This is a genomic window from Nocardioides jensenii JCM 1364 = NBRC 14755 (assembly GCF_001552535.1).
GTDB classification, from domain to species: domain Bacteria; phylum Actinomycetota; class Actinomycetes; order Propionibacteriales; family Nocardioidaceae; genus Nocardioides; species Nocardioides jensenii.
The window spans coordinates 1-24,119 of the sequence record NZ_BCRJ01000006.1; the positions used below are offsets into that span (position 1 = coordinate 1).

General features: G+C 67.2%; 28 protein-coding genes, 1 tRNA gene and 4 pseudogenes. 24 read left to right on the forward strand and 9 right to left on the reverse strand.

Annotated elements, in window-relative coordinates; genetic code table 11:
• Together NJ4_RS27105 and NJ4_RS27110 are read left to right on the forward strand one after the other, a co-directional pair.
• A pseudogene (locus NJ4_RS27105) lies at positions 1–292 on the forward strand (IS630 family transposase); the annotation flags it as partial.
• Positions 293–532: 240 nt separating this feature from the next.
• A pseudogene (locus NJ4_RS27110) lies at positions 533–802 on the forward strand (IS630 family transposase); the annotation flags it as partial.
• Between the two features lie 167 nt (positions 803–969).
• On the opposite strand, the pseudogene NJ4_RS24965 reads toward NJ4_RS27110, so the two are convergent.
• Positions 970–1,351: pseudogene (locus tag NJ4_RS24965) on the reverse strand (transposase); the annotation flags it as partial.
• Positions 1,352–1,450: 99 nt separating this feature from the next.
• Between NJ4_RS24965 and NJ4_RS03185 the strand changes: the two are divergent.
• The 10 genes from NJ4_RS03185 (at position 1,451) to NJ4_RS03230 (ending at position 8,976) form a co-directional block, all read left to right on the forward strand.
• Complete coding sequence (locus tag NJ4_RS03185) at positions 1,451–2,635, forward strand: CaiB/BaiF CoA transferase family protein (protein WP_067430107.1); 1,185 nt, start codon at positions 1,451–1,453, stop codon at positions 2,633–2,635.
• A gap of 29 nt (positions 2,636–2,664) precedes the next feature.
• A complete protein-coding gene (locus tag NJ4_RS03190; protein WP_067430110.1) occupies positions 2,665–3,552 on the forward strand; it encodes an LLM class F420-dependent oxidoreductase in 888 nt (295 codons plus the stop codon).
• A 6-nt stretch (positions 3,553–3,558) separates the two neighbouring features.
• Positions 3,559–3,999: an aldehyde dehydrogenase family protein gene (locus NJ4_RS03195; RefSeq protein ID WP_067430111.1), complete on the forward strand. Its 441-nt coding sequence runs from the start codon at positions 3,559–3,561 to the stop codon at positions 3,997–3,999.
• 33 nt (positions 4,000–4,032) lie between these two features.
• The gene (locus NJ4_RS27115) at positions 4,033–4,215 is read left to right on the forward strand and encodes an AMP-binding enzyme (RefSeq protein ID WP_082748132.1); all 183 of its coding nucleotides are present in this window, start codon (positions 4,033–4,035) and stop codon (positions 4,213–4,215) included.
• 188 nt (positions 4,216–4,403) lie between these two features.
• On the forward strand, positions 4,404–4,841 hold the full coding sequence (locus tag NJ4_RS03200; RefSeq protein ID WP_217996732.1) for a VOC family protein: 438 nt from the start codon (positions 4,404–4,406) through the stop codon (positions 4,839–4,841).
• 106 nt (positions 4,842–4,947) lie between these two features.
• On the forward strand, positions 4,948–5,676 hold the full coding sequence (locus tag NJ4_RS03205; protein WP_217996733.1) for an IclR family transcriptional regulator: 729 nt from the start codon (positions 4,948–4,950) through the stop codon (positions 5,674–5,676).
• A gap of 108 nt (positions 5,677–5,784) precedes the next feature.
• Positions 5,785–6,447 carry an NADPH-dependent F420 reductase gene (gene npdG, locus NJ4_RS03210; RefSeq protein ID WP_067430112.1) on the forward strand — a complete coding sequence of 221 codons (663 nt, stop codon included), beginning with the start codon at positions 5,785–5,787 and terminating at the stop codon, positions 6,445–6,447.
• Positions 6,444–6,761 carry an NIPSNAP family protein gene (locus NJ4_RS03215; RefSeq protein WP_067430114.1) on the forward strand — a complete coding sequence of 106 codons (318 nt, stop codon included), beginning with the start codon at positions 6,444–6,446 and terminating at the stop codon, positions 6,759–6,761. The genes npdG and NJ4_RS03215 overlap by 4 nt, the downstream gene beginning before the upstream one ends.
• Before the next feature lie 84 nt (positions 6,762–6,845).
• Positions 6,846–7,895, forward strand: a complete 1,050-nt coding sequence (locus tag NJ4_RS03220) for an LLM class flavin-dependent oxidoreductase (RefSeq protein ID WP_067430115.1) — start codon at positions 6,846–6,848, stop codon at positions 7,893–7,895.
• A gap of 697 nt (positions 7,896–8,592) precedes the next feature.
• Complete coding sequence (locus NJ4_RS03230) at positions 8,593–8,976, forward strand: hypothetical protein (protein WP_067430121.1); 384 nt, start codon at positions 8,593–8,595, stop codon at positions 8,974–8,976.
• Between the two features lie 416 nt (positions 8,977–9,392).
• Here the strand turns inward: NJ4_RS03230 and NJ4_RS03235 are convergent, their stop codons facing one another.
• The gene (locus NJ4_RS03235) at positions 9,393–10,670 is read right to left on the reverse strand and encodes a tyrosine-type recombinase/integrase (RefSeq protein WP_082748133.1); all 1,278 of its coding nucleotides are present in this window, start codon (positions 10,668–10,670) and stop codon (positions 9,393–9,395) included.
• A 122-nt stretch (positions 10,671–10,792) separates the two neighbouring features.
• Between NJ4_RS03235 and NJ4_RS03240 the strand changes: the two genes are divergently transcribed.
• Positions 10,793–10,857: transfer RNA gene (locus NJ4_RS03240), tRNA-Ala, on the forward strand.
• Positions 10,858–10,981: 124 nt separating this feature from the next.
• On the opposite strand, the gene NJ4_RS03245 is transcribed toward NJ4_RS03240, so the two are convergent.
• Positions 10,982–11,512, reverse strand: a complete 531-nt coding sequence (locus NJ4_RS03245) for an HNH endonuclease (protein WP_067430127.1) — start codon at positions 11,510–11,512, stop codon at positions 10,982–10,984.
• Between the two features lie 778 nt (positions 11,513–12,290).
• Between NJ4_RS03245 and NJ4_RS03250 the strand changes: the two genes are divergently transcribed.
• From NJ4_RS03250 to NJ4_RS03260, 4 genes are read left to right on the forward strand one after another with little or no spacing between them, the layout of a single operon-like run.
• Positions 12,291–13,055 carry a helix-turn-helix domain-containing protein gene (locus NJ4_RS03250; RefSeq protein WP_067430130.1) on the forward strand — a complete coding sequence of 255 codons (765 nt, stop codon included), beginning with the start codon at positions 12,291–12,293 and terminating at the stop codon, positions 13,053–13,055.
• A 23-nt stretch (positions 13,056–13,078) separates the two neighbouring features.
• The gene (locus tag NJ4_RS03255) at positions 13,079–13,780 is read left to right on the forward strand and encodes a hypothetical protein (RefSeq protein WP_157550652.1); all 702 of its coding nucleotides are present in this window, start codon (positions 13,079–13,081) and stop codon (positions 13,778–13,780) included.
• Between the two features lie 40 nt (positions 13,781–13,820).
• Positions 13,821–13,955 (forward strand): hypothetical protein, encoded by a 135-nt coding sequence (locus NJ4_RS26860; protein WP_281178250.1) that lies wholly within the window; start codon positions 13,821–13,823, stop codon positions 13,953–13,955.
• Positions 13,956–14,013: 58 nt separating this feature from the next.
• Positions 14,014–15,285, forward strand: coding sequence for a plasmid pRiA4b ORF-3 family protein (locus NJ4_RS03260; RefSeq protein WP_245644436.1), 1,272 nt, complete (start codon positions 14,014–14,016; stop codon positions 15,283–15,285).
• A gap of 6 nt (positions 15,286–15,291) precedes the next feature.
• On the opposite strand, the gene NJ4_RS03265 is transcribed toward NJ4_RS03260, so the two are convergent.
• Positions 15,292–15,765 carry a UPF0158 family protein gene (locus NJ4_RS03265; protein WP_067430137.1) on the reverse strand — a complete coding sequence of 158 codons (474 nt, stop codon included), beginning with the start codon at positions 15,763–15,765 and terminating at the stop codon, positions 15,292–15,294.
• A 222-nt stretch (positions 15,766–15,987) separates the two neighbouring features.
• Here NJ4_RS03265 and NJ4_RS03270 point away from each other — a divergent pair, with 222 nt between their 5' ends.
• Entirely contained in the window at positions 15,988–16,632 is a 645-nt protein-coding gene (locus NJ4_RS03270; protein ID WP_067430140.1) for a LysE family translocator, read from the forward strand.
• 83 nt (positions 16,633–16,715) lie between these two features.
• Here NJ4_RS03270 and NJ4_RS03275 read toward each other — a convergent pair whose 3' ends face one another.
• The 4 genes and pseudogenes from NJ4_RS03275 to NJ4_RS03290 all read right to left on the reverse strand — a co-directional run.
• Positions 16,716–17,096, reverse strand: a complete 381-nt coding sequence (locus NJ4_RS03275; RefSeq protein ID WP_245644428.1) for a DUF1016 N-terminal domain-containing protein — start codon at positions 17,094–17,096, stop codon at positions 16,716–16,718.
• Positions 17,097–17,356: 260 nt separating this feature from the next.
• On the reverse strand, positions 17,357–17,884 hold the full coding sequence (locus NJ4_RS03280) for a tyrosine-type recombinase/integrase (RefSeq protein WP_067430145.1): 528 nt from the start codon (positions 17,882–17,884) through the stop codon (positions 17,357–17,359).
• On the reverse strand, positions 17,885–18,076 hold the full coding sequence (locus NJ4_RS03285) for a site-specific integrase (protein ID WP_157550655.1): 192 nt from the start codon (positions 18,074–18,076) through the stop codon (positions 17,885–17,887).
• A gap of 183 nt (positions 18,077–18,259) precedes the next feature.
• Positions 18,260–18,577 (reverse strand): annotated as a pseudogene (locus NJ4_RS03290) (nuclear transport factor 2 family protein); the annotation flags it as partial.
• On the opposite strand from NJ4_RS03290, the gene NJ4_RS03295 reads away from it, so the two are divergent.
• From NJ4_RS03295 to NJ4_RS03305, 4 genes are read left to right on the forward strand one after another with little or no spacing between them, the layout of a single operon-like run.
• Positions 18,526–19,098: a TetR/AcrR family transcriptional regulator gene (locus tag NJ4_RS03295; protein ID WP_067430156.1), complete on the forward strand. Its 573-nt coding sequence runs from the start codon at positions 18,526–18,528 to the stop codon at positions 19,096–19,098. The pseudogene NJ4_RS03290 and the gene NJ4_RS03295 overlap by 52 nt on opposite strands.
• Before the next feature lie 51 nt (positions 19,099–19,149).
• Positions 19,150–20,178 carry a hypothetical protein gene (locus NJ4_RS03300; RefSeq protein ID WP_067430159.1) on the forward strand — a complete coding sequence of 343 codons (1,029 nt, stop codon included), beginning with the start codon at positions 19,150–19,152 and terminating at the stop codon, positions 20,176–20,178.
• A gap of 30 nt (positions 20,179–20,208) precedes the next feature.
• Complete coding sequence (locus NJ4_RS24975; RefSeq protein WP_082748136.1) at positions 20,209–20,985, forward strand: SURF1 family protein; 777 nt, start codon at positions 20,209–20,211, stop codon at positions 20,983–20,985.
• The gene (locus NJ4_RS03305) at positions 20,982–21,338 is read left to right on the forward strand and encodes a DUF3817 domain-containing protein (protein ID WP_245644430.1); all 357 of its coding nucleotides are present in this window, start codon (positions 20,982–20,984) and stop codon (positions 21,336–21,338) included. The genes NJ4_RS24975 and NJ4_RS03305 overlap by 4 nt, the downstream gene beginning before the upstream one ends.
• A gap of 53 nt (positions 21,339–21,391) precedes the next feature.
• Here NJ4_RS03305 and NJ4_RS03310 read toward each other — a convergent pair whose 3' ends face one another.
• Positions 21,392–22,324, reverse strand: coding sequence for a sunset domain-containing protein (locus NJ4_RS03310; protein WP_067430161.1), 933 nt, complete (start codon positions 22,322–22,324; stop codon positions 21,392–21,394).
• A gap of 145 nt (positions 22,325–22,469) precedes the next feature.
• Between NJ4_RS03310 and NJ4_RS03315 the strand changes: the two genes are divergently transcribed.
• Entirely contained in the window at positions 22,470–22,985 is a 516-nt protein-coding gene (locus NJ4_RS03315) for a peptidylprolyl isomerase (RefSeq protein ID WP_067430164.1), read from the forward strand.
• Between the two features lies 1 nt (position 22,986).
• The gene (locus NJ4_RS03320; protein ID WP_067430167.1) at positions 22,987–23,931 is read left to right on the forward strand and encodes a rhomboid family intramembrane serine protease; all 945 of its coding nucleotides are present in this window, start codon (positions 22,987–22,989) and stop codon (positions 23,929–23,931) included.
• Positions 23,932–24,119: the final 188 nt, after the last annotated feature.

Consider the following 24,119-nt stretch of genomic DNA (forward strand, 5'->3'; position numbering starts at 1 on the left):
GCCGAAGAAGCTGGGAGTGACGCACTGGTCGAGCCGGCTGCTGGCCGGCCGACTCACGGTCAGCCCGTCTACGATTCAGCGGGCGTGGCGGGCCTACGGGATCAAGCCGTGGAAGGCGGAGTCGTTCCGCTTCTCCACCGATCCCGAGCTGGTTGGCAAGGTCACCGACATCTGCGGGCTGTACCTCGGCGTCCACGAGCACGTACCTGACAGCGCGATCGTGTTGTGTGTTGATGAGAAGTCGCAGATCCAGGCCCTGGATCGCACGGTGCCGATCCTGCCGATGCAATGAGGGCGGATCGAGCGGCGCTCGCACGACTACTATCGCCACGGCACCTCGACGTTGTTTGCTGCACTTGAGATCGCCACAGGCCAGGTCACCGCCGCTTTGAAGCGGCGGCACCGCAACGAGGAGTTCCTGGCCTCCTCAAGCAGATCTAGCGGATCTACCGCCACGTCGTCGACGAGCACGGGAAGCCGGTTGAGGTGCACCTGGTGATGGACAACTACGCCGCCCACAAGCACAAACGTCCGCGCCTGGCTCGCTGACAACCCGCGCTTCGTCGTGCACTTCACCCCGACCCACGCCTCGTGGATGAACCTGGTCGAGGTCTGGTTCGGCATCGTCGAACGCCAAGCCATCCGCCGCGGCGTCTTCAAATCCGTCAAAGACCTCAACACCAAGATCCGCGCCTTCATCGACGGCTGGAACGACCGATCCCACCCCTTCATCTGGACCAAGACCGCCGACGAGATCCTCGCGAAGGCCAACCGTCCAACAACTTCAAATCCGCGCCACTAGCCTCGAAGTTTCACGGTTGCCTTCGATGCCCTGGGCGCGCCTGGATGGGGCGGTCTGGGTCTGATTGTGTCATTGGGGTAGGACAGTGGCCCCGGTGTCGCTCGGGTAGGCGCGGGTTCCACGGTTCCGTAGGGCTGTGCTGGCTGGTAGGGACAGGGGCCGGGTGCTCAGCCGGGGACGGCGAGTGGGGTGCCGTGCTGTCGCAGGTGTTTGAGCCGGTTGACGATTTGTTGGACCAGGTGCGCCCAGGGCGCTCTCTCGGCCAGGTGCACGATGTCGCGTCGGCCGCTTCGGGCGTGGGTCGCGGGGATGGTGAACAGGCGCATCCGGAGCCGTTTGGGTTCCCAGCGACGTGTGGGGTCGTCGTGGAGTCCGAGCATCTGCATCCAGGCGATCGATGTCGCCGGCCAGGGCGATGATGGCGCACCAGATCTGGTTCTGTGCGTAGTCGTGCAGCGGCATTGCGCGCAGGCCGGTGTCCTTAGCGTTACGGATCCGGTCCTCGCAGCGGGCGCGGCGGCGGTGACGCAGCTCGAGGTCGGCCAGTTTGTGCGAGGACTTGAGAAGTGATCCTTGACACCCCTTACTGAGGGATCGTATCGTGTTCCGAATGCTGATGACGGTTCAACATGTCGAACAGGGAATACGATGCAGGCGCTAGAAGGCATCAAAGTCATTGACGCAGCGACCATGGTCGCCGGCCCCTTGGGCGCGTCAATCTTGGGTGACTTCGGAGCCGAGGTCGTCAAGGTGGAGCCCATCGGCGGGGACGAGTCGCGCACCTTCGGACCGGGCCACGATGGGATGAGCGGCGTGTTCGCCGGGGTGAACCGGAATAAGAAGGCCATCGCGCTTGACCTTCGCACCGAGGAGGGTCGCGAGCTCTTCCACGACCTGCTCGCGAGTGCCGACGTGCTCATCGAGAACATGCTGCCGGCAGTTCGGGGGCGTTACGGGCTCACCAGCGAAGAGTTGAGGGATCGACACCCGCACCTCATCAGCCTGAATGTGAGCGGCTACGGGGACGATGGCCCGCTCGCTGGGCGCCCAGCCCTGGACCCGGTGGCCCAGGCTATGACCGGGTTCATGGCAGCGACGGGATGGCGGGGCGGCGAGGCGATCAAGGCGGGGCCGCCGATCGCTGACAGCTCAGCCGGGTACCTGGTCGCGATCGCCGCGCTCGTCGCGCTGTTCGCCCGGCGGCCGGGGGCCGAGGGGCAGGCTGGCTCCGTTTCGCTGGTCGGCGCGCTGTTCCACCTTCAGGCTCCCTGGTTCGGGCAGTACCTGTTCGCGGATTACGTCCAAGAACGACCCGGCAACGGCAGCAACTTCTACGCTCCCTACAACGCCTACCGGACCCGGGACGCCGGCCAGGTCCACATCGTATCCTTCAATGACCGGCACTTCGCCAAACTGGTGCACGCCATCGAGCGGCCCGAGCTGCTCGAGGACCCGCGCTTCGACACGGCGGAGCACCGACTGCAGAACGCAGCGGAGATCGACGCTGCGATCGCACCCTGGTTCGCTGAGCACGACCGCGATGAAATCGTGGCCCTGCTCTCGAGCCACGACATCATCTGTGCGCCCGTCCTTGCCTACGACGAGGCCGTGGAGCACCCGCAGATTCGCGCCATGGGTCTTGTGGTCGACATCGTGCACGACGAGCTCGGGCCGCTCCGGATCCCCGGGATCCCGGTGAAGCTTGAGCGAACGCCCGGCAGCGTGCGGCGACCACCGTCGTCCGTCGGAGAGAACAGCGCCGAGGTCCTCCGGGACCTCGGCTACTCCCAGGAAGACGTCGCTCGGCTGATGGCCGCGTCCGTCGTCCGATGACAACGCAGAACTGAACGGAAGGGAATTGAGTGAAGGTCGGAATCAGGATTCCGGGAGCTGGGCCGTGGGCAGGCCCGGACGCGATCACGGAGGTTGCCCAGTTCGCTGAAAAGGTCGGGTTCGACTCGCTCTGGATGACCGATCATGTCGCGCTGCCGACCAAGGTCGAGACGCCGTATCCCTACACCGCGGACGGCAAGTTCCTCTGGGCGCCCGAGACCCCCTACCTCGACTGCCTGACGTCGCTGACCTGGGCTGCGGCGGCGACCGAAAAGATGGAGCTGGGCACGTCATGCCTCATCCTTCCGTGGCGTCCGCTAGTCCAGACGTCCAAGACCTTGGTCAGCATCGATGTCCTCTCGCGCGGGCGGCTGACCGTCGCCATCGGCGTCGGCTGGATGAAGGAGCAGTTCGAGGTCCTGGACGCCCCGTTCAAGGACCGCGGCCGCCGGGTGACCGAGATGGTCAAGTTCATGCGCCACATGTGGGCCGAGGACGAGGTCGACTTCACGGGCGACTTCTACAACCTGCACAACTTCAAGATGTACCCGAAGCCGGTCCGCGGCTCGATCCCGATCTGGTTCGCCGGCTACAGCGAAGCCTCGCTGCGTCGCATCGCCGCGATCGGTGATGGATGGCATCCCCTCGCGGTGGGCCCGGAGGACTACGCGGGCTACCTGAAGACCCTCAAGGAGTACGTCGAGGCCGCAGGTCGCGACATCAGCGAGATCACCCTGACTGCCCGGCCGTTGCGGACCGCGCCGTACAACGCTGAGACCATCGAGGCATACGGCGACCAGGGAGTCACCCACTTCGTCTGCGACACCTCCTTCGAACACGAGACCCTCGCCGAAGCTATGGACGAGCTCTCGGAGCTCGCCGAGGCCGTCCTGCCGACCGCTCACAAGCTGCCCTGATCGGAGATGACGCAGATGCAAGCATTTACGAACGAGGTCTCACTCGTCCTGGACGGGGAGCTCGCCGAGGCTTCGACCGGCGCTCGGTTCGACACCGTGAACCCGGCGACCGGAGAGGTCCTGGCGTCAGTCGCAGAGGCGACAGCGGACGACGTCGACCGCGCCGTGCGGTCGAGCCAAGCTGCTGCCAAGAAGTGGCAGCGGGTCCGTCCGTCACAGCGGACGCGCCTCATGTTGCGCTACGCAGCGCTGGTCGAGGAGCACGCCGAGGAACTCGCGCTCCTACAGACCCGCGACATGGGGAAGCCCATCCGCGAGTCAATCGGTATCGACCTGCCCGTGATGATCGAGACGCTAGAGTACTTCGCCGGCCTGATCACAAAGATTGAGGGGCGGACTGTGCCGGCTCCTGGGCGGTTCCTCAACTATACGCTGCGGTCCGGGTGAGATCGAACAGGCGCTGCGGAGCTCGGCCAGTCGATCAAGGCGTACGTCCAGCTCGCCGGCACCGAGCTCGACGACGCGCTCGCGGGTGCCCTGCGCGACCTTGTCGCCAGCACCGTGGGGCCGCACGCTCGCCCGCAGGACATCGAATCCATCGCGGCGATGCCCCGAACAGAGACCGGCAAGCTCCTGCGGCGCGAGCTCGTGCCGCACATCTGACCATTCCTTGAGCGCTGAAAGGCTGCTCGGTATCCGAAGGCCCATTTCCCGGATCAACAACATCGATATGTAGGAGACCAGCATGAGATCACGATCACGCTCGTTCTGCAAGCGAGCAGTTGAACGGCACCAGGCTCACGACTCATCAAGAGAGAAAGGAAGTGATCGACGTGCGTAGATTCTGGCACGTGGGCATCAACGTCACCGACATGGACGCGACGATCGAGTTTTACCAGAAGATCGGGTTCGAGGTCATCGGGGATGAGGAGGTCGACGACGCCAATCTGGCCAAGGCGTTCTTCTTCGACGGCGCGAGCAAGCTGCGGTTCGCGCACATGCGGCTGCCCAACGACTCAGCCGACGAGGCGCTCCTTGACCTGATCCAGTGGCACGACGACCGTGCCTCGGGCGAGGCGCAGGCCGACCTGATCCACCCCGGACTCTGCCGGTTCTCGATCCTGACCGACGACATCCAGGGCGAGTATGAGCGCCTCAGCGGCGCAGGCGTCGAGTTCCTGTCGCCGCCGCAGACGGTGATGGGCCGGGACGGACTCAAGGGCTGGGCGCTCCTTTTCGCCAAGGACCCGGACGGAACGCTGTTCCACTTTGTGGAGCTCATCGGGTGAGCGCTACCGAGGTGGCGCAGCTGGACGGGGAGGTCGCGGAGTGGCCAGGGACGTGGACATCAAACAACTGCAGGGTAATGCTGTTCGGAGCGACGCTGGAACCGCCGTGCCTGCGGTCGCCCGCGCTATCGCGGTCCTTGAGGCGCTGGTACTCTGCCGGGACGGCTTGAGTCTGACCGAGTTGGCGGAGCGGTGCTCGCTCGCGAAGAGCACCGCGTCCAACCTGCTGCGCACGATGGTGGCGGGGGCTTTAGTCACCTATGAGCCGAAGACCCGTCGCTACAACCTTGGCACTCAGCTGGTCGAGTTCGGCCTCGCCGCGGTGACCCGCACCACTGCAGTGGCAGAGGCGCGGCCGTTCATGGACCGGCTCGCCGAGCAGACCCAGCTCGCCTGCCTCGCCATCCAGGTGATGCCGGACGGTCACTTCACCGCGATCGCAAAGGTCGAGAGCCGCAAGGACATCAAGATCACCATCGACGTCGGCTCCCGGTTCGAGCGGACGACGCCGCTGCTCTCGCGGCTCTCGGCTGCCTGGACCGACGACTCCTCGAGCCAGGCGCCGCAGGAGGTCCTAGCCCGGATCCGTGCGCAGGGCTACGGCGCGGCCTGGGGTGAGTACCGTCCCGAGCTGAACGTCGTGGGCTTCCCGGTCTTCGACCGCGACGCCCGGCCGAACCTCTTCGTCACGCTTGTTGGGATCGGGGCGGACCTCACTCCCGAGACTATCGATCGGATGGCTGGCTACCTCGTTGAGGCCGCGCACGCGATCACCACCAGCAGCGGCGGGAAGCTCCCCGCCGACTACCCGGCGGTCGGTTCCGTCCGGGGCTGACCGGCCGCTCAGCGGCAGCACCACCCGCCCGTCGCGGATTTCGGGCGTCGACGCCTTCGGGCATTGCCGCCATGCCAGGAACACACGCCAGAAAGAGGTGGAGACCCCATGAGCACCCACACCATCGCTGTCATCGGCGGCACCGGACCGCAGGGCCGCGGCCTCGCGCGCTGGCTGGCCGCCGCCGGTCATAAGGTCGTCCTCGGCTCGCGATCGGCAGCTCGGGCCGAGGAGGCGGCACGCGCGATCGGCCAACGGGTCGGCGTCGAGGTCCTCGGCGACGATAACCTGTCCGCAGCGACCGCGGCGGACGTCGTCCTCGTCGTCGTGCCGTGGGACGGGCATCGTGAACTCGTCCAGGCACTGGCCCCCGGGCTCGCCGGCAAGATCGTTGTCAGCTGCGTGAACCCGCTCGGCTTTGACAAGAACGGTGCCTTCGGTCTCTTGGTCGATGAGGGCAGCGCAGCCCAGCAGACTCAGCAGCTGGTGCCGACCGCTCGGGTGGTTGGCGCGTTCCATCACCTCTCGGCAGTGACGCTGTGGGAGAGCGAGGACCAACTGCAGCACGAGGACGTCCTCGTCTGCGGGGATGACCGCGACGCCAAGGACGTGGTGGCCGACCTGGCCGCGGCCGTGACTGGTCACCGGGGGGTCGATGGCGGGGCTCTCCGGGTCGCCGCGCAGCTCGAGCCGCTGACCGCGGTCCTGATCAACATCAACCGGCGTTACAAGACCCGGTCGGGCGTCGCGATCCAGGGCATCAAGCGATGATCGACGAGCTCCGCGAGTACGTGGCATGTCCCGGGCGTGCTGAGGACCTTCACCGCCGCTTCGCCGACATGACCTTCGACCTGTGGCAGGAGATGGGCCTGGACGTGCGGGGATTCTGGCACGTCGACGACGATCCGGGGCGCATCGTCTACATCGTCCGCTTCCTCAGCGTGGAAGCTGCGAAGGACCACTGGGCGCGTTGCAGCCAGGACCCGCGCTGGCTGGATATCAAGGCGCGCACCGAGCGGGACGGGCCGTTGATCGAGTCGATCTCGGTGACCTACCTCAGGACCCCTGTCTACGCCCGTTGGTGAGGTCGGAGCTCTTGACCTGGGTGGGTGCGGGCCACTAGCGTTCAAGATAATGGTCGGAGTTCAGTATATGAATCGAGTGTTTTCATGATCAAGGGCATCCAGTTGCACGCGTGGGCCCGCGCGTCCGAAATGGTTGAGGTTGCCGAACTCGCCGCCCAGGAGTTCGAGACGGTGTGGTTGACCGACCAGTTGCAGTCTCGCAGCGTGGCGGCGGTGCTCGGCGCTGTCGCCGCACGGACCGGCGCCGGTGTCGGCACGGCCGTCACGTTTCCCTTCGGCCGCAACCCGATCGAGCAGGCATCGACGATGGCCACGCTCGCCGAGTTCATGCCGCCGGGCCGCCAAGTCAGCATGGGCATCGGCACCGGCGGCGGAATGGTGAGCGCGCTGATGCCTCGCGAGAGGCCCGTGGAAGCGGTGGCCGAACTTATCCAGCTCTGCCGGGCCCTTTGGCGTGGCGAGTACGTCCGGCTCGGGGACTACCCACTCACGTGCGCCCGGGTCCGGATGCGCGAGGACGGCAAGGCCGTGTTTCCCTGGGTCGACGACGCCGACGTGCGCGTGGTCGTCGCCGGCGCCGGACCCAAGGTCCTGGAGATGGCGGGCGAGCTCGCCGACGGGGTGATCTGCGCAAGCGACTTCCCGGCGCACAGCCTCGCGGCGTTCCGGTCCGGCCAATTCGACGCGGTCAGCAACCTCAACAGTCTCGACCGTGGCCGCACCCGCAGTGACCGCCCCGACTTCGCCCGGATCTACGGAGTCAACATCTCCGTCTCGAACGACCGCGATGCGGCGAACGCGGCGGCCCGTCGTCAGGCGACCCTGATCGTGGGCCAGCAGCCCCATGAGAGCCTTGAGATCGTCGGTTTCGAGAAAGCCGACTACGCGGCGACCCGACAGGCCATCCACGACGGTGAAAGCGTGGCACGGGCGGCGGAGCTCCTCCCGCAGGAAGTGGCCGACCAGCTGGTCGTCTCGGGCACGCCCGACGACTGCGTCTCCGCGCTCGGCGAGCTGCTGGAGTACGCCGGCGGGGCCGGTTTCACCGAGGCGTACGTCGGTGCGCCGGTCGGACCGGACCCCCGCGAGGCCGTCGAGCTGTTGACCACCCGCGTGCTGCGGGGGCTGATGTGACGACCGCGACGACTGAGCAGGAGATCTGCCCGTTCGTGCTCGAGGGGCCGGCCGCCACGATCACGCTGAGCCGATCGCTTGCCAAGAATGCAGGCGCCAGGTCGGACGAGGCCCACCTCGGCGCGCCAATCGCACCCAACCCGCGGAAGGCACTCGAGCTACACAGCCGCCTCCCGGCGCTGATATGAGCGCGACCGGGGACCTGTGCCTGCTCTCCGTCAAGGATCGGACCTTCCTGCGCTGTAGACTTGAAGATGGGCGGAAAGTGGGCGGATTTGGCCGCGAACCGGGTCAGCCGGTGTCAAACGGTGAAGTCGGACGCGTGGCATCTGCGCAGGGAATCCACTAAATCGTCGAACAGTGTCAAGAGACGGCAGTCGCTCAGTGCACTACGGATGTATCCCAGAGGTCGCAGGGTTCGAATCTCAGTCCCCGGGTTGTGGGATGTCCTGAACCAGGACATCCGTCCCCAAGTTGACTGGCTGGCCGACCCGCGCGAAGTAACGGGGTGAGGCAGTTCGGCTTCTGGGCAGCGCGTTCGCAATGGCGAACCTGTAGGCGGCCATTCCGTGTGGCGGGCGGGTTGGTCAGTGGAGTCCAGCAGAGTGTCCGATCTCGGTCGGTCGAGGTTGCTTCTTGTTTGTGAAGGGATCGCGGTGGATGTGCCGTGACCAGATCAAGGAAGAGGTGGTTCCCCGTGGGGAAGCGGGCACAGGCACAGGCAGGTCGGGACCGGGCTCGGGATGCCCGGCTGGAGGCGGCGCGGGAGCGCCGGCTGAAGATGGATCCGGACCAGCTGGCCCGGGAGCGGCGCATTGATGAGGCTTCGGTGGATGTCGAGGTCGCCTGGGAGGAACGAGCGCAGGCCGAGCAGGCGGTGGCGGATGCGGAGGTCGCGGCCGCGATCGAGCGACTACTCGCCGAGCGGCTCGCGGTCAAGGATGTCGTGCATTTGACTGGGCTCGATCAGGCGACGGTGCGGCGGCTGCGTCAGCTGGAGACCGACGACGCGACCGGGGCCGAGTCCGCCGACAGCGTAATCGGCAGCACTGCTTCGGGTGCCGGCGCCGAGGTGGCGTGACGTCGGCCGACCGTCGTGGTCCAGTCGCCGGCTCAGCTACTCGTCTGCGTCCTGCATCAGATGAATCGCGGCGCAGCCTCAGTCCCACAATGACGGCATGGCTCGACAAAGCGAGATCGCCGAGGACCTCCGACACCGTCGACGCTGGCGAGGTCTTATATCCCGGCCAGCAGCTGTCCTCGATCGCAGCCCCTGCAAGCGGGTTACGGCGTGCCCGGCCTGAACACCATCCGCCAAACGCAGCAGCTGCTCGTCGACGACGGCCTGGTGGAACCCGCCAGGGCGTCGGCGCCTTCGCGCTGTGCAACGAGCCGCAACCCGTACCGTTGACGTGACCGCTGGGCTGCGGGCAGCTCGGGCCGCGATCGACTGAGCCCTAGCTGCGCTGGGCATCGAGAGTTGAACAACTCCAAGGATCAGGCGTCGCCGAGTAGGTCCGCCCATGCCTTCGATGCGGTCACGGAGTCACCGAGTTTCGCGGCCAGCATCCGATCGCGGTCGATCGTGGCGTGCTGGTAAATCGCCATCGCGGCGACTGACGCGTGGCCGGCTCGAGCCTGGAGTTCGGCGTTCGTCGCGCCGTGCTGACCGGCGAGCGTGAGCGCGGAGTGGCGGAGGCCGTGGATGGTGAGGTCGGGACGACCAGCTGCTCTGCGTGCGATGTCGTACCGGTCGAGCAAATAGCGGGCGCTCATGTGGTCCTTGCGTTCGCCCGGGAAGAGGAGGCCGGTGGCGCCCGGCGCGGTGTGGGCGAGCAGGTGGACGCGGAGCAGCGGCAGGAAGGCCGGCGGGAGGTGGACGACCCGGGTGCCCTTCGCCGTCTTCGGCGGCCCGATAACCCGACCGCAGTCAGAGCAGGCCCCGGCGGCTTCCGCGTTGCGGTCCTTCTCGATTTTGCGGGTGACGGCGATCGCCCCGGTGGAAGTGTCGATATCGCTGCGGCGGAGCTCGAAGATTTCGCCCTCTCGCATCCCGGCGAATGCGGCGAGCACGATGAAGAGTCGGAGTCGTTCGGCCATGTGGTCGACGATCGTCGCGATCTCGTCCACCGGCGAGGGCTTCTGATCCTTCTGAACACGTGCCGTAGAAGCCTTGGCGATGCGGACGGGATTACGGTCGATCAGTTCGACGTCCTCGGCGGCGGCCATGACCGAACGGAGGAGACGGTAGGCGGCAGCATTTGCAGACGGAGTGTCCTTCGGGAGGCTGGCGTGCCAAGCGCGCACATCTTCACGGCTGATCCTCTTGAGGGGAGTCTCGCCGAACGTCGGTTTCAGGACCGTTGTCAAGATCCGTCTGTATTCGCGCGCCGTGTTGGGTCTGAGGTCCCGCTCGATCAGGTAGCGATCGGCGCACACAGCGAAGGTATTTGCGGCGTCGAGACGGGCTCGCGTCTTCGCGGCCTCCAGCCGCGCCTGCGCGGTGACGTACGTCGATGGGTCCTCCATCAGCGCCCGCTCGGCGTTGACCCACTCCTCCGCGTCGATCTTCGCCCTGAACGTCGACGGCGCGGTGACCGTCGTTCCGTTGGGTGCGGTGACACGGGCCTGCCAGCGGCCGTCGCACCGACAACGCAGGGCCTTCGGGCACGGCTTCGTGTGAGCCCCGCGGCCGCCGCACGTGCAGGTGTGCCTTTGGCTACATGAGCGCGTGTGGATCTTGCGGACACTTCCCGCCGCTGCCCTGCGCGCCATGCGTGCCACCCCTCTCGGTGGTGCCAGACTAGCCCAAAGTGGTGCCAGATTGGTGCCAGATGGACGGGCACTCGTGTCCACTCGTGACCACAAAACCACGGGTCAGAAGGGTGCCGTCCAAGTGTGAAGGTGGCTATCACCCCGCTTTGCAAGCAGGGGGTTAGGGGTTCGAGTCCCCTAGGCTCCACTCACTGAAACCGCAGGTCAGCCTGCGGTTTCTTTGCATTTTCGGGCTAACCCACTACTGGCTCCAGCATCGCTGGGGGACTGTTGGGGGTAGCGCATGCTGATAGGTCCGAACTGGGCTTGGATCAGCCCGCGTCCAAGAAGGCCTGGTATCGGGTCTCCAGCAGCGACCGGTCCGGGCGTTGCGCCCGGCTCTTGGGTAGCACCATCAGGTGTTGGCCGTGGAATTCCTGGGTGCCGTGACGGAGCATCGGCCCATCGACCTCGTGTAGGACCTCGGCATTGATTCGGACCTCGTAGTCAGGCGTGATGCCAAGGATTCGTCGGTCGTAGGTGGCGTGGTGCATCTTGCAAAGCGTGAGTCCGTTGGTGGCGACCGGGAGCCCGCCGGCCCCGTCCTCGTGGATGTGCGCTGCGTCGAGAAGATCACTGTGCCGGAAAGAGCAGACGGCGCATGAGGTCCGATACGCCCGCAGGACCGCCGCTCGAAACGGGCGTTGGCCGGTGAGCTGCCGGCGGTACGACGGGTCGATCTCCAGCTCGATGGACGGCCATAGGATGTCGGGCCGTGGCACGGCGTCGATATCGACGATGTACTGGAGGTCAGCTCGCTCCTCGCCAATCAGAAAGATCGGGTAGAGGGCGCTGGTACCCACCTCCTTGGACGCCCAGCCACCAGATCAGCGGGAGACGTTCGGTCATCGCTTCGCGTAGTGCCCGATTCTGATAGTGGTTCGGATCATCGCCGCGCATTTTGTAGCGATAGAAACCGTCGACGCCAACGGCATCGTCATAGGGGCGGTCGGTGCCCTCGGACGGTGGACGGTTCGAACCGAGAGAGCAGCCGTAGTTGTCCCGGTTTCCAGGTGCCTTCCTGAGTAGGCATGAGCCCGGATGGTCTCACCAGCCAAGGTGAGACCGCTGGTGTCCTCCTGGCTGAAGATCTCTTTGCCCCCGTCACGTCGGCGGTCGAGCCGTGCAAACGCGGCATGTCTGATCGCGAGTTCGCGTAGTCGCTCGTCGGGAGTCACGGTCGGGTCATCCCAGGGTCTCGCAGGCTGGGGCTGGCCTTTGCGACTTCCGTCGAATCTCGTACGGGTTCGCGAGCCTTGGTGTTGACTTTCGATGGGGAACGGGGGAGCGAGATGGCCAGGAATGCGTCCTATCCAGCGCGAGAACTGAAGCGTCGCCGCAACGAGTGGATGCGTCGCAATGTCAGAGTCGTCGCATCGGTCGTTGTGGGCATCGTGGTCCTCGGCGTCGGCGGTGGCTTCGCACTCTTGTCTGTCCCCATGCCGTTCCGCTTCTGGACTGGTGACGCTCTCTCTCCGGCGGAGTGGGACGGCAACCGGTTCGGTCACATGCGAGTTTCGGAAAACCTAGTGACGACGCTAGTATTACGGCAATCGGTTGCTGGAGGCTAGGAATATCGCAATGGCTCGCATCAGCGTTCCTGAAGCCGCTGCACGACTCGGCGTGGTTGCGCAGCGGGTACGTCAGCGGATCCAGGACGGTTCACTGCCTGCCGAGCGCGTGGGCGGGCAGTGGATCATCGATGAGAAGGACCTCGCTCGGATCGCCGACTCCAGCGCCCCGGGCCGGCCTCTGTCCGAGCGCTCCGCATGGGCGCTGGTCGCCGCTGCAGAGGACAACGACGCCCTCCTGCACTCGCTCTCGGCCCCCGACCGATCCCGGGCGCGAGCCCGTCTCCGCAAACTCGCCGCCGCGCAGCACGACGACCCCCAGGAGAGTCTCCGTCTCCTCTCGGTGTTCCTGCGCAACCGAGCCGCGCGATGCTGCTACTTGGCCGCCGGTCGCGACCTCAACGATCTGCGCAACGACCCGCGTATCCGGCTCTCCGGGCTATCTCACCCCGAGTCCGGTCTCGCGTCGGGTGACGTCGTCGAGGGCTACGTGTCGGTGGGTGATCTCGACGACGTCACCCAGGACTACCTGCTGCGCGACATGGATCGCGATCGCGCGAACGTCATCCTCCATGTCGTCTCAACCGATGCCGAGGAGATCCTGCCGTTCCTCAGCCACGCCTGGAACAGCCTGCTGATGGCAGCCGACCTCTCCGAGTACGACGGGCCGCGCGAACGTCACCGTGCCATGGAAGTGCTCAATGACCTTGCGCAGCAGGCTCAGATCCGGGGCCCACAGGCGCGTCGGTCACGCAGTGAAGGGCGAAGTGAGTGAGCGACCCGGTCGCCCTCCCTGCCATGACTGAGGCACAGGCTGCCTCCTGGAACGCGATGATGGATCTCTATGCAAAGGTCCCCGAGCACTGGACGCTCGTGGGTGGACAACTCGTGCACCTGCACTGCGCCGAACGTAGCTCCTACTCCACCCGCCCCACCACTGACGCCGACGCAGTAGTGAACATCCGTGCCGACCAACGGATGCTCGCCCGCTTCACGGCGGCCCTCGACGAACTCGGCTTCACCCCCGCCACGAGCGCCGCCGGTCACCAACACCGGTGGCTCAAAGGCCTCGCCCAGGTCGACGTCCTCATCCCCGAAGGCGTCGGTGAGCGCGCCGAGAAGCTGCATGGCGTCGGAGGAGCACCAACGGTGTCATCCCCCGGCACGACCCAGGCCCTCACGCGCACGGAGGCGGTCGAGGTCATCGTCGAAGGCCGCACCGGCACCATCCTTCGGCCCAACCTCGTTGGCGCCCTCGTCGGCAAGGCCGCCGCCCGTGTCGAACTCGGTGGCGGCAAGGCGGCGTCTCGTCACTGTGTCGACTTCGTAGTACTGGCTTCGCTGCTCGCCGCCCGCGATCTGCGCGAGTCTCCGCTGGGGAGGAAGGACCGCCAGCGCCTGACCAGGATGATCCCGCTGTGCCGCAAGGACGGGCCAGCCATGCTCGTCGAGGACGCAGACGAACACCTCGGCCGCCTCCAGCGCGCCATCGACCGATGACCCACAAAGGGATCAGGGTACGAGTGCTTGACTGTCCACCGTGGCCGACAAGACCGACGTCCAGCACCTGGTGAAGCAATTGATGGCAGGTGCCACCGCGGAGGAGGGCATGGCGCTGCTGGACGCGCTGATGAGCGGCCAGGTCACCAGCATCTTCGAGAAACTGAAGCGATGAGCGGCCCGAGCTCCTCCCAGTCCCGGAGCGGGGCCGCGGGTTCCGGGTCCGACTCGACCTGTACGGCGCCAAGCCGCCCCTCTGGCGCCGCCTCGAGCTTCCCGGCGACCTGCCCCTCCCACGGGTGCACGTCGCGATCCAAGCCGCGATGGGGTGGTACGACTCGCATCTGCATCGGTTCCGCATGGGCAACGACCACCGTTCGGCGTGCTTCGCGACCGAGTTCGACCTCGATGAGGGCGACGAAGGCATACCCGAGTCCGACGTACGCCTCGACCAGATCCTCGCCGAGAAGGGCGACGAACTCTGGTACGAGTGCGACTTCGGCGACGGATGGGACCACAAGCTCGTCGTCGAGGCGGTCCTCGATGAACCGCTCGCCACCGTGCGATGCACCGCCGGGCGAATGGCCTGTCCGCCAGAGGACTGCGGAGGAATCGCCGGCTACGAGGAACTGGCCGCATGGGTGCGCAGTGGGTACGACGACACCCTGCTCCCGCAGTCGTTCGAGGACGCGGAGCACGGCCGAAACTGGCTGCCCCTTGACTGGCACCCCGACCACTTCGACATCGACGAGACAAATGAGGCGCTGGCAGTCGCGAGCGCCGAACCCGTCGCGGTCACCGGGGAGCTGGCCGAGTTGGCCGGCCAGTTGGAACGGCGCGGAATCCAAGCGCTGAGGGAGGTGCTGGGGCGCCCGATCTCCCACGCACCCGTGGACCTCAGCGATGGCTCGGCGGCTCGCCTTACCGAGACCTACCGGACGTTCCTCGACATCGTTGGCGACGGTGTTGCGCTCACCGCCGCCGGCTACCTTCGACCGGCAGTGGTGGAGGAGATCGCCGCCCGGACGGGCATCGCCGAGTGGTGGATCGGCAAGGCCAACCGCGAGGACATGACTCACCCCGTCGCCGAGATCCGCAGCACCGCGCGTGCCCTCGGCTTGGTCAGCGTGCGCAAGGGTCAACTCGCCCCGACTGCCGCCGCTCGGCGCTGCTCGAATGATCCGCAGGCCCTGGTCGCCCACATCGTGGGCCGCCTGCCGATCGGAACCAAGGACTACGAGCGCCACGCCGGATGGATGGTCCTCGCGGTCGCAGGCGGCGGAACGCCCGTCGAGCAGTGGCGTGCTGAGACGGCCGACCTGCTCCAAGCGTTGGGCTGGAGCAGCGGCCGCGACCGGTTCACGCCGCCACCCCCGACGAGTCCCACCCTCCAGATCCTCGAGCAGTTGGCCGGTGCGTCCCGCGTCCGGTGGGGCGAGGTCAAGGGCACCGACTCCGCCGTCGCAGCGGTGGCCCGAGCAGCGATCCAGCGGTCACGACCGTAACCGTCGTCAGGGAAGAATGACGTCCGGGTTGTCCCGGGAGAACAGCTGTGCGGAGTCGCCGTCGACCAGACCCTCGTCGGCCAGCCAACGCACGGCGCGGACCCTCGCGCGGACATCACTGAAGGCGCGCCAAGCGGAGACCAGGTCGGGACAGCGTTGATGGAGCTCGTTCTTGAACCGCCGGAAGGCGCCCTTGCCCTCAAGCGTTCGGCTCAGGCGTTCGCCCGCGATGCGGTCGCTGATGCCCTCGGCGAAGTCGACCATGTCCTGATACCAGACGTACGACGGCAGAGGGTCGATCAGCACCAGATGATCGAGTTCCTCAAGGTCCACTGAATTCTGGCCGTCGATGCCGGTGTCGCTGGTCCAGAACACAAGCTCCCCGGTCTGCGGGTCGATCAACCACCGATGCTCGTAGTCTGTCTGGTCGGTCAGTGCCGCGGCGAGCTCCTCGACATCGATGGCATCCAGGTCGAGCATTCCATCAGCGTAGGCCTGCGGCAGGCCGCCGCCCAGCGGCTACCGGAGGATTGCCCCATAGGCGGTGGAAAGACGCATCTCCGGCGGTCCCGAACAACGATCCTCGTGCGGGACGCGATCCAGTGCGAGGTGGGGGTGCGGCACCGCCTGCGTGGGAGGCAACGCGCACCCGCGTCGCGTTCTCACCCACCCAGCGGCACCTCGCTGTCGTAGATTGACCCCATGCTCAACCTGCAACAGACATTGGCCTTCGCGGCTGCTGCCGCGATCATCATCGCCATCCCCGGGCCGAGTGTCGTGTTCGCCATCAGCCGGGCAATAGCGCACGGCCGTCGGACGGCCATGGCGAGCGTCGTCGGCAACGCCGTCGGTCTTCTGTTGCTCGTCGTCTTGGTCGCCGTCGGCCTGGGAGCGCTGCTGGCCCGATCCGAGATGCTGTTCTGGGTCATCAAGGCCCTGGGCGCCGGGTACTTGGTCTACCTCGGCATCCAGGCCATCCGTCACCGGCACGACTTCGGCGCCGACTCGCAGGGATCCGAGCCCGCGACGATCTCTTGGAGCAAGTCTCTGCGCCAGGGGTTCGTCGTGGCTGTCTCGAACCCGAAGTCGTTCATCCTCGTCGCCGCTGTACTGCCCCAGTTCGTTGACCGGGGCGCCGAACAGTTCGGACTGCAGGTGTTTCTGCTCGGCGCCATCCTCGTGTCGATCGCCCTCGCGTCCGACACCGTGTGGGCTCTGCTCGCCGCCCGCCTACGCACGTGGCTCAGCCGCTCCCCGCGACGCGGCAGCCTGCTCGGGACGGTCGGCGGTGTCTCGATGATCGGGCTCGGCGTCTCGGTCGCCTTCACCGGGAACCACTCCAAGTAGCCGTCCCACTCCCGGGTCAGGAGGTCATCTCATCCCAGTCGGCTCGCGGCTCGAAGTGGCTGAGGGTGTTCGAGACGGAACCTTTACCGGAACACCCACAGCTGGCCGAGCGGTAGTCGCGGTCGCGTCCCGCAGAAGCGTCCGCTGTGTGTCGCAAGGAACGGACGGCTGGCGGCGATACGCGGTCGGGGGCGTCGCAATGGGTCGCGGAACGTGTCGCGCGGGACGGCGGATCCCTCGGGGATCTGGGAGTTCGCGATCTTGCGTCGCTCGTATGCCTTGCGAGAGATCGCCTTCTTGAGCTCGCGCACGCTCAGGCGCTTGACAGCGGCCTCCGCAGCGTAGAAGTCGCGGGCGTCGTCAGACTTGATGGCCAGCAAGGTGTAGACATGCGACCAGGAAACGCGCGTGACCAGTTCGGCGACCTCCGCGTGGTCAGGGAACTGGCGCGCGAACTGGACCATCCGGCTGAGGTTGGTCTGGTCGAAGCCCGCACCGAACCGGGCCCTCAATTCTGGGACAGCGTCCCAAGAATTCTCTTGCCGTAGTCCGCGCGTCCGTCGCGGAGGGTGTTGATGGCGATCGCGCGACCCACGAGCCAGTCGTCATGGTGAGTGTTGCGTTGACCTGAGTCGCCGCTACTCGCTGGCCTCGCTCGACGAGCTCGACCAAGTAGGGAAGCAAGGCATCTACGTCCTGCGGAACGTCGTCGCCAGGTACGAGCTCACTCATGTTCTCCTCGGCTTGGTGGTTCTGAATTGGTGCGACACTGACGCACCAATTTGCATGGTGGTACCGACATCGGCTTCACTCGCGCCTCCGCCATGCCTGCCAGTCGGCGTACGTCTGGCCGATCTTCTCGGCAAGCAGCCGGTCGCGGTCGAGCGTCCGCGTGCTGATAGATCGCCATCGCAGCCTGGGACGCGTGGCCGGCGCGCGCCTGGAGCTCGGCCGCGGTGGCGCCGTGCTGGCCGGCCATGGTCAGCGTGGTGTGGCGCAGGTGGTGGATCGTCAGGTCCGGTCGGCCGGCCCTGTCGCGAGCGGGTCGGTAGCGGTCCATCAGGAAGCGGACGCTCATGTGGTCGGTGCGGTCGCCGGGGAAGAGAAGGCCCTTGTCGCCCTCGGCCGTGAACTCGAGCAGGTGGTGCTGGAGCATCGGGAGGAATGGCGGCGGGACGTGCACCACGCGGATGCCGCTCCTGGTCTTCGGGGTGCTGATGTGACGACCGCACTCGGGACAGGCGCCGCGCACCTACCGGTCCGCCTCCTTGTCGACCTTGCGGGTGACGCTGATGCGTCCCGTGACGCCATCGACGTCGGAGCGTCGTAGCTCGAGCAGCTCGCCTTCGCGGAGGCCGACGAAGGCAGCAAGCACGACGAAGAGCTTGATGTCCCCGGGCATGTCGTCGACGATGATCGCGATCTCATCGAACGCGGCGGGCACGGCCACGTTCTTCACCCGTGCCGTGCCGGCGCCGCTGGGCCGAAGGTCGCGCTGCCCGACACCGGCGGTCCCTCACTGGTTCTGCTCTGGCTCGGCCTGGCCTCGACCCTGTGCGGTGGAGCGCTGATGCGCAACCGACGGGTGCACGCGAGCTGAGGCCGGAAGGCTCGCGGGCACCGAGTCCTACTCCGGCAGCGGCAAGCTGTCCGGGGTCTTGGTGTAGCCGAGCTGCTCGATGACGCGACCCTCACTGACCCGCGTCACGTTCACGCCCAGGACCGACTCCGCGTCGGTGGGCCCGAACCGGTAGCGCCACCGCACCGTTGCCCACTCCCCGTCCGTGAACACGTGCTCGACCTCGAACGTCGTCGACTCGTCGTCCATCAGCTCTGCCCAGAACGCGACACACGCGTCCTTGCCGGCGTACGCCGTGCCGTCGGGTGCGGGCTGTGCCGACACCATCAGGCAGTCGTCGTGGACCAGGGCGGCCATCGCGTCGGTGTCGCCCGGCCGGGCAGGAGCTCTTCTACTCCCACGGCGCCTCGGTCGGGGTCGACGCTCTGCTCAAGGAGGCCAACGTGGCCCGCCGGTCGCTCTACGAGCACTTCGGCGGCAAGGACGGCCTGATCGAGGCCGTCATCCGGCGCGCCGCCGAGCAGGACATCGCGTGGTACGAGGAGGCGCTGGCCGGTGCCGACGAACCGAGGGCCCGCCTGCTCGGGCTCTTCGACCGCTTGGATGACCTGGTCTCCGACGCCGACTTCCGCGGCTGTCGCTACTTCGCGACCGACCTCGCGCTCACCGACCCCGAGCACCCCGCCCATGCCGAGACCCGCTCCTTCCGGCGTCGCCTGCGCGCGCTCCTGGCCCGGGAGGTCACGGCCCTGGGCCACGACGATCCGGACCGCGCTGCCGAGCAGCTGCACCTGCTGATCGAAGGAACGCTCGTGATGGGCTCGACTCGCGGCGACCAGCACCCGGCCCGTGCCGCGCGCGACCTCGCCGAGACCTTGCTCGCCTGACTGCATCTGCCGCAGCAGCCGGGCCGGCGTGGCTCCGAGTACGATCCCGGCGTGGACCTGACTCGGCTGGCTGCCTCGCTCCTGCTCGTTGTCGGCCTGGCCACTGGCTGCGGTTCCGACGACAAGCACAAGGACGATCCGAAGGCCGAGCAGACGACGCCCACCGCGATCCCGGAGGACCTGCAGCCCCCGGAGCACAAGGCGGTCCGCGACCCGCGGCTCGTGCTGGCCCTGGTGCCGGCCGACGCGGAGATCCTCACCATCACCGACTACGACGCGATCCGCGCCGACCTGGGCATGGAGGACCTCACCAGCCACTCGCTGATGACCGACCGTACGGCGTTCTGGGAGCAGGCCGATCGCGAGAGCGTGATGCTGACCGACGGTCTGCTCCGCGAGGAGCACTCACGACTCTGGCTGGACTACGGCTTCACCCAGGACGACGTCGACTGGGAGGCCCGCTTCACCGGACCCGACGGACCGGGCTTCGTGCTGGGCTTCCGGCCCGACCAGGACATGGCCGAGGTGGGCAAGGCGGTGAAGGACGATGTTGCTCCGCTCAAGGACGCGAGGGTCGAGGCCGATCAGCACCTCCTGGTCTCCGGCATCGCCGAGGAGGGCGACCCGGTGTGGGCCTCCGATCCGCTGCTGCCCGAGCTCGTCGACGCCGACGCCGAGTCGACCTACCTGCGCCGGAGCTGCATTCCGGTCAACGACGCCCTCGGCGTCGACGCGACGTACGAGGACCAGGAGGCCCTGGAGAGCGCGTTCGACGTCACGAACCTGATGCCGCTCGAGGCCTTCTCGGTCAATGTCACCGACCAAGTCGCCACCGCACGCACCGACGTGGACCGCACCGACCTGCACGACCGTGCCGACCTGATCGACGTGTGGCCCGAGACCGGCACCATCACCTGGCGCGACGCCTTCGAAGGACTCGTCGTCGCCGATCCGTCGACCGGGCGGATCGGCTTCAAGGTCCGCAATCCGGTGGCCGCGGCCAACCTCGTGCTGGGCGACCACCTGCCCTTCGCGATCTGCAACGAGCTGACCCCGCTGGACGAGCCGACCGGCCTCTGATCCCCACGACCTGCTCCGTAGAGTGGGCCCGTGCCCGCCAGTCCGCTGCTCCGCCCGAAGTACTGGGGGTTCCACCTCCTGGCCCTCGTGCTGGTCGGGATCGCCTGCGGTCTCGGTGTCTGGCAGCTCAACGCGTGGCAGGCCCACCGCGCCGCCGAGGCCCGTGACCTGACCCGCATCGAACCCGAGCAGCTCACCGACGTGATCGGCGCCGACGACCCGTTCCCCGGGCGCAAGGTCGGCCAGCCGGTCGTCGTACGCGGCTCGTGGGTGCCCCAGTCGACCCTGTTCGTCAGCGGCCGCGAGCACGACGGTGACCAGGGCTACTGGGTGATGACGCCGGTCGCGATCGACGGCCAGGACGGCGCGGCGCTGCTCGTCGTACGAGGGTGGACCCCCGACGTCGACGATGCCCCGCCCGCGCCGAGCGGCGCCACCGCGTTCGTGGCCTGGCTCCAGCCGACCGAGGGCACCGGCCAGGTCGACGACGACCCCGACGACGACGTGCTGCCCCAGGTGCGGATGGCCGACGCGCTCCAGCACGTCGACCAGGACCTGTACGGCGCCTATGCAGTCGTCGCGAACGACGTGGCTGACGGCGACTGGCCGCACGGCGACACCGCAGTCAACGACGGCACCGAGGGTCTGGCCGCGGCCAGCCTCGACCAGCTCCCCGAGGTGGGGCGTACGACGGCCCTGCGCAACCTGCTCTACGCCATCGAGTGGTGGGTCTTCGGCCTGTTCGCCGGCTTCATCTGGTGGCGCTGGGTGAGCGACGAGACCGAGCGGTTAAGGTCGGCCGCGTGAAGAGCGCCAACGCCACCCTGACCCGCTACCGCGTGATGGCCACCGTCGTCGGTGTCCTGCTGATCGTCCTGATCCTTGTCGGCGTGCCGTTGAAGTACCTGCTCGACGACGGCACCGACGCCCAGCAGCTCGGCGAGTGGATCACGACCTACCTCGGCGTCGCCCATGGCTGGCTCTACATGATCTTCCTGGTCACCGCCTTCCTGCTGGCCCGCAAGGAGCGCTGGGAGCTGCCGTTCACGATCGTCACGCTGATCTGCGGCACGATCCCGATCCTCAGCTTCTGGGCCGAGCACCGGGCCACCAAGCGGGTGCACGACGAAGGGGCCCGGGCCGAGGCGACCAGCGCCTGACCCGAGCCCCTTCCGCGGTGGCTGCGACCGTTCGTTGAACGGAGCTCAGTGACTCAGTGCTGCTGCTTGTGGTTCCAGGGCTTGAAGCCGGCCGCCTCGGCAGCGGCGGCGTCGGTGAACCACACCTCGGCCTTGGTCCGCTCGAACGACGGCGACTCGGTGGTGTGGAACAGCATGGAGCCGGCGTTTCCCTTGACGGCGTACGACGCGTCAGGGGCCGAACCGTCCTCCAGCGGTGCAGCCGATCCGGTACCGTAGGGCGACTCGCCGGCCGAAGCCGAGTCGGTGGGCGCGTCGGCGACGGCCTTCAGGTCGACGACCTCGGCCGGGTTGTCCGGCGTGGTGTCGGCGTGCGGAGCATCGGCAGCGTCGGCCAGCGCCTCGTCGGGCGTGGCCGCAGCCGCGTCGTCCTCGGCACGGTCGGCCGGGGCACCGGCAGCAGTCTTCTGGGCGGGGGACGGCGGCGGAGCGGGGACATAGCTGGACTGCCAGTTGTCGCCGGCACCCTGGCCGCCACGCAGCTTCTTGAACACCAGGCCACCGACGCCCGCGAGCACGCCGACCAGGACCAGCTTCTTCAGCTTGCCGCCCTTCTTCTGGGGCTCGGGCTCGATGCCACGCAGCTCGTTGACCTTGGCCACCGCCGCGTCGCGACCGGTGATCGCCTTCTCGGTGGCCAGAGCCCTGCCCTCGGCCAGCAGCGGAACCGCCTTCTCGCGGGCCTCCCCGGCCTTCTCAGCGGCGAGCGACCTGCCCTCCGCGATGTAGGGGGCGGCCTTCTCGCGAGCTTCGGCAGCGCGCTCACGCGCGTCGGCGATCAGCGGAGCGGCCTTCTCGCGAGCGTCCTGGAGCAGCGGACCGGCGGCTTCGCGTGCCTGGTCGACTGCGTCGCGCGCGGTCTCCATGGCAGATTCGATGCGCGGGCGCAGGTCATCGGCCAGCTCGTTGGCGGAGTCGATCAGGTTCTTCTTGCGTCGCATGCCCATGCTTGGAGCCTCCCGTGTCGATTCGTTGCTTCCGATCAAACACCACAGGTGGGCAGCAACCAACAGCGCGTCCGCGACCTGCTCTTCGCAGGCTTGCCCGGGCCTGCGAAGATCTATCCGTCCACGCACTCCACGAAAGGCAGTCATGGCTGACCTGCAGGCCACCCTGAAGACCAACAAGGGTGACATCAACATCAACCTGTTCCCGAACCACGCCCCCGAGACCGTGGAGAACTTCGTCGGCCTCGCCGAGGGCACCAAGGACTACAAGGACGACGCCGGTCGCTCCGGCGAGAAGTTCTACGACGGCCTGATCTTCCACCGGGTGATCAACGGCTTCATGATCCAGGGCGGTTGCCCGCTCGGCCAGGGCATCGGTGGCCCCGGCTACAAGTTCAAGGACGAGTTCCACCCCGAGCTGCAGTTCAACAAGCCCTACCTGCTCGCCATGGCCAACGCCGGCCCGGGCACCAACGGCTCGCAGTTCTTCATCACCGTGGGCCCGACCCCGCACCTGAACAACAAGCACACCATCTTCGGCGAGGTCGCCGACCAGGCCTCGCGCGAGGTCGTCGACGCGATCGCCACCGCGCCCACCGGTCGCATGGACCGCCCGGTCGAGGACATCGTCATCGACTCCGTCGAGGTCGTTCGGCCCTGACTTGAGTACGCCGCCCGACTCCTCCCTCCCCGTGTGCTACCGGCACCCGGGGAAGGAGGCCTACATCCGGTGCCAGCGCTGCGAGCGCTCGATCTGCCCGGACTGCATGATCCCGGCCGCCGTCGGGTTCCAGTGCCCCTCCTGCGTGCACCAGGGCGCGAAGCAGACCCGCAGCGGCCGTACGCCGTACGGCGGGCAGCGCTCGGGCAACCCGGCACTGACCTCGATGGTCCTGATCGGGCTGAATGCTCTGGTGTTCCTGTTCATCCGGGGCACCGGCGGCCACAGCAGCGAATGGGTCTCGCGCCTGGCACTGACCCCACTCGGCAAGTGCCTGGCCCCCGACCAGCCGGGAGCCTACTACCCCGGTGTCGAGTCCGAGGCCGTGTGCAAGGCCGGCAACGCGCCGGGTCACGCCACCGAGTGGGCACACGGGGTCGCCGGTGGCGAGTGGTGGCAGCTGGTCACCAGCATGTTCGCGCACGTCGACTTCATGCACGTCGCCTTCAACCTGCTGGCCCTGTGGTTCCTCGGTCCGCAGCTCGAGATGATCCTGGGCCGTACCCGCTTCCTGGTCGTCTACCTGCTCTCCGGCCTGACCGGCTCGGCTGCGGTCTACTGGCTCTCCGGTGCCGGCGAGCAGACCCTCGGAGCCTCTGGCGCCATCTTCGGCCTGATGGGCGCCCTGCTGGTGGTCGGTCTCAAGACCGGCGGCAACGTCAGCCAGCTGTTGCTCTGGATCGGTCTCAACGTCTTCATCACCATCAGCGGCTCCAACATCTCGTGGCAGGGGCACCTCGGCGGATTCATCGGCGGGGCTCTCCTGGGGGCCGTCCTCGCCTACGCCCCGAAGGATCGCCGTACCCTCTGGCAGGCGATCGGCGTGAGCCTCGTGCTGATCGCTGTCGTCGGCACCGTGGCCGCTCGCACCGCCGTCCTTGTCTGACCGCTCTCGTCTGAGCGCCTGCGAGGTCGTTGCGCCGGCGTAGGAGATTCCCCGGCACCGGTGCCGGAGAATCTCCTACGTTGAGTGGACTCATGCCCATCCACTCCGCTCAGCGATGAGTTATGCACACTGTGGATAACCCCTGTGGAGAACTTACAGGCGTGTGATTCCGCAGGTCAGAGGCGTGA

What these genes read in the sequence shown, in the direction of transcription:
- NJ4_RS03185 (WP_067430107.1), top strand. Translation starts at nt 1,451, where the DNA reads ATGCAGGCGCTAGAAGGCATCAAAGTCATTGACGCAGCGACCATGGTC.
- NJ4_RS03195 (WP_067430111.1), top strand. Translation starts at nt 3,559, where the DNA reads ATGACGCAGATGCAAGCATTTACGAACGAGGTCTCACTCGTCCTGGAC.
- npdG (WP_067430112.1), top strand. Translation starts at nt 5,785, where the DNA reads ATGAGCACCCACACCATCGCTGTCATCGGCGGCACCGGACCGCAGGGC.
- NJ4_RS03215 (WP_067430114.1), top strand. Translation starts at nt 6,444, where the DNA reads ATGATCGACGAGCTCCGCGAGTACGTGGCATGTCCCGGGCGTGCTGAG.
- NJ4_RS03220 (WP_067430115.1), top strand. Translation starts at nt 6,846, where the DNA reads ATGATCAAGGGCATCCAGTTGCACGCGTGGGCCCGCGCGTCCGAAATG.
- NJ4_RS03235 (WP_082748133.1), bottom strand. Translation starts at nt 10,670, where the DNA reads ATGGCGCGCAGGGCAGCGGCGGGAAGTGTCCGCAAGATCCACACGCGC.
- NJ4_RS03250 (WP_067430130.1), top strand. Translation starts at nt 12,291, where the DNA reads ATGGCTCGCATCAGCGTTCCTGAAGCCGCTGCACGACTCGGCGTGGTT.
- NJ4_RS03255 (WP_157550652.1), top strand. Translation starts at nt 13,079, where the DNA reads ATGACTGAGGCACAGGCTGCCTCCTGGAACGCGATGATGGATCTCTAT.
- NJ4_RS03265 (WP_067430137.1), bottom strand. Translation starts at nt 15,765, where the DNA reads ATGCTCGACCTGGATGCCATCGATGTCGAGGAGCTCGCCGCGGCACTG.
- NJ4_RS03270 (WP_067430140.1), top strand. Translation starts at nt 15,988, where the DNA reads ATGCTCAACCTGCAACAGACATTGGCCTTCGCGGCTGCTGCCGCGATC.
- NJ4_RS03275 (WP_245644428.1), bottom strand. Translation starts at nt 17,096, where the DNA reads ATGGTCCAGTTCGCGCGCCAGTTCCCTGACCACGCGGAGGTCGCCGAA.
- NJ4_RS03310 (WP_067430161.1), bottom strand. Translation starts at nt 22,324, where the DNA reads ATGGGCATGCGACGCAAGAAGAACCTGATCGACTCCGCCAACGAGCTG.
- NJ4_RS03315 (WP_067430164.1), top strand. Translation starts at nt 22,470, where the DNA reads ATGGCTGACCTGCAGGCCACCCTGAAGACCAACAAGGGTGACATCAAC.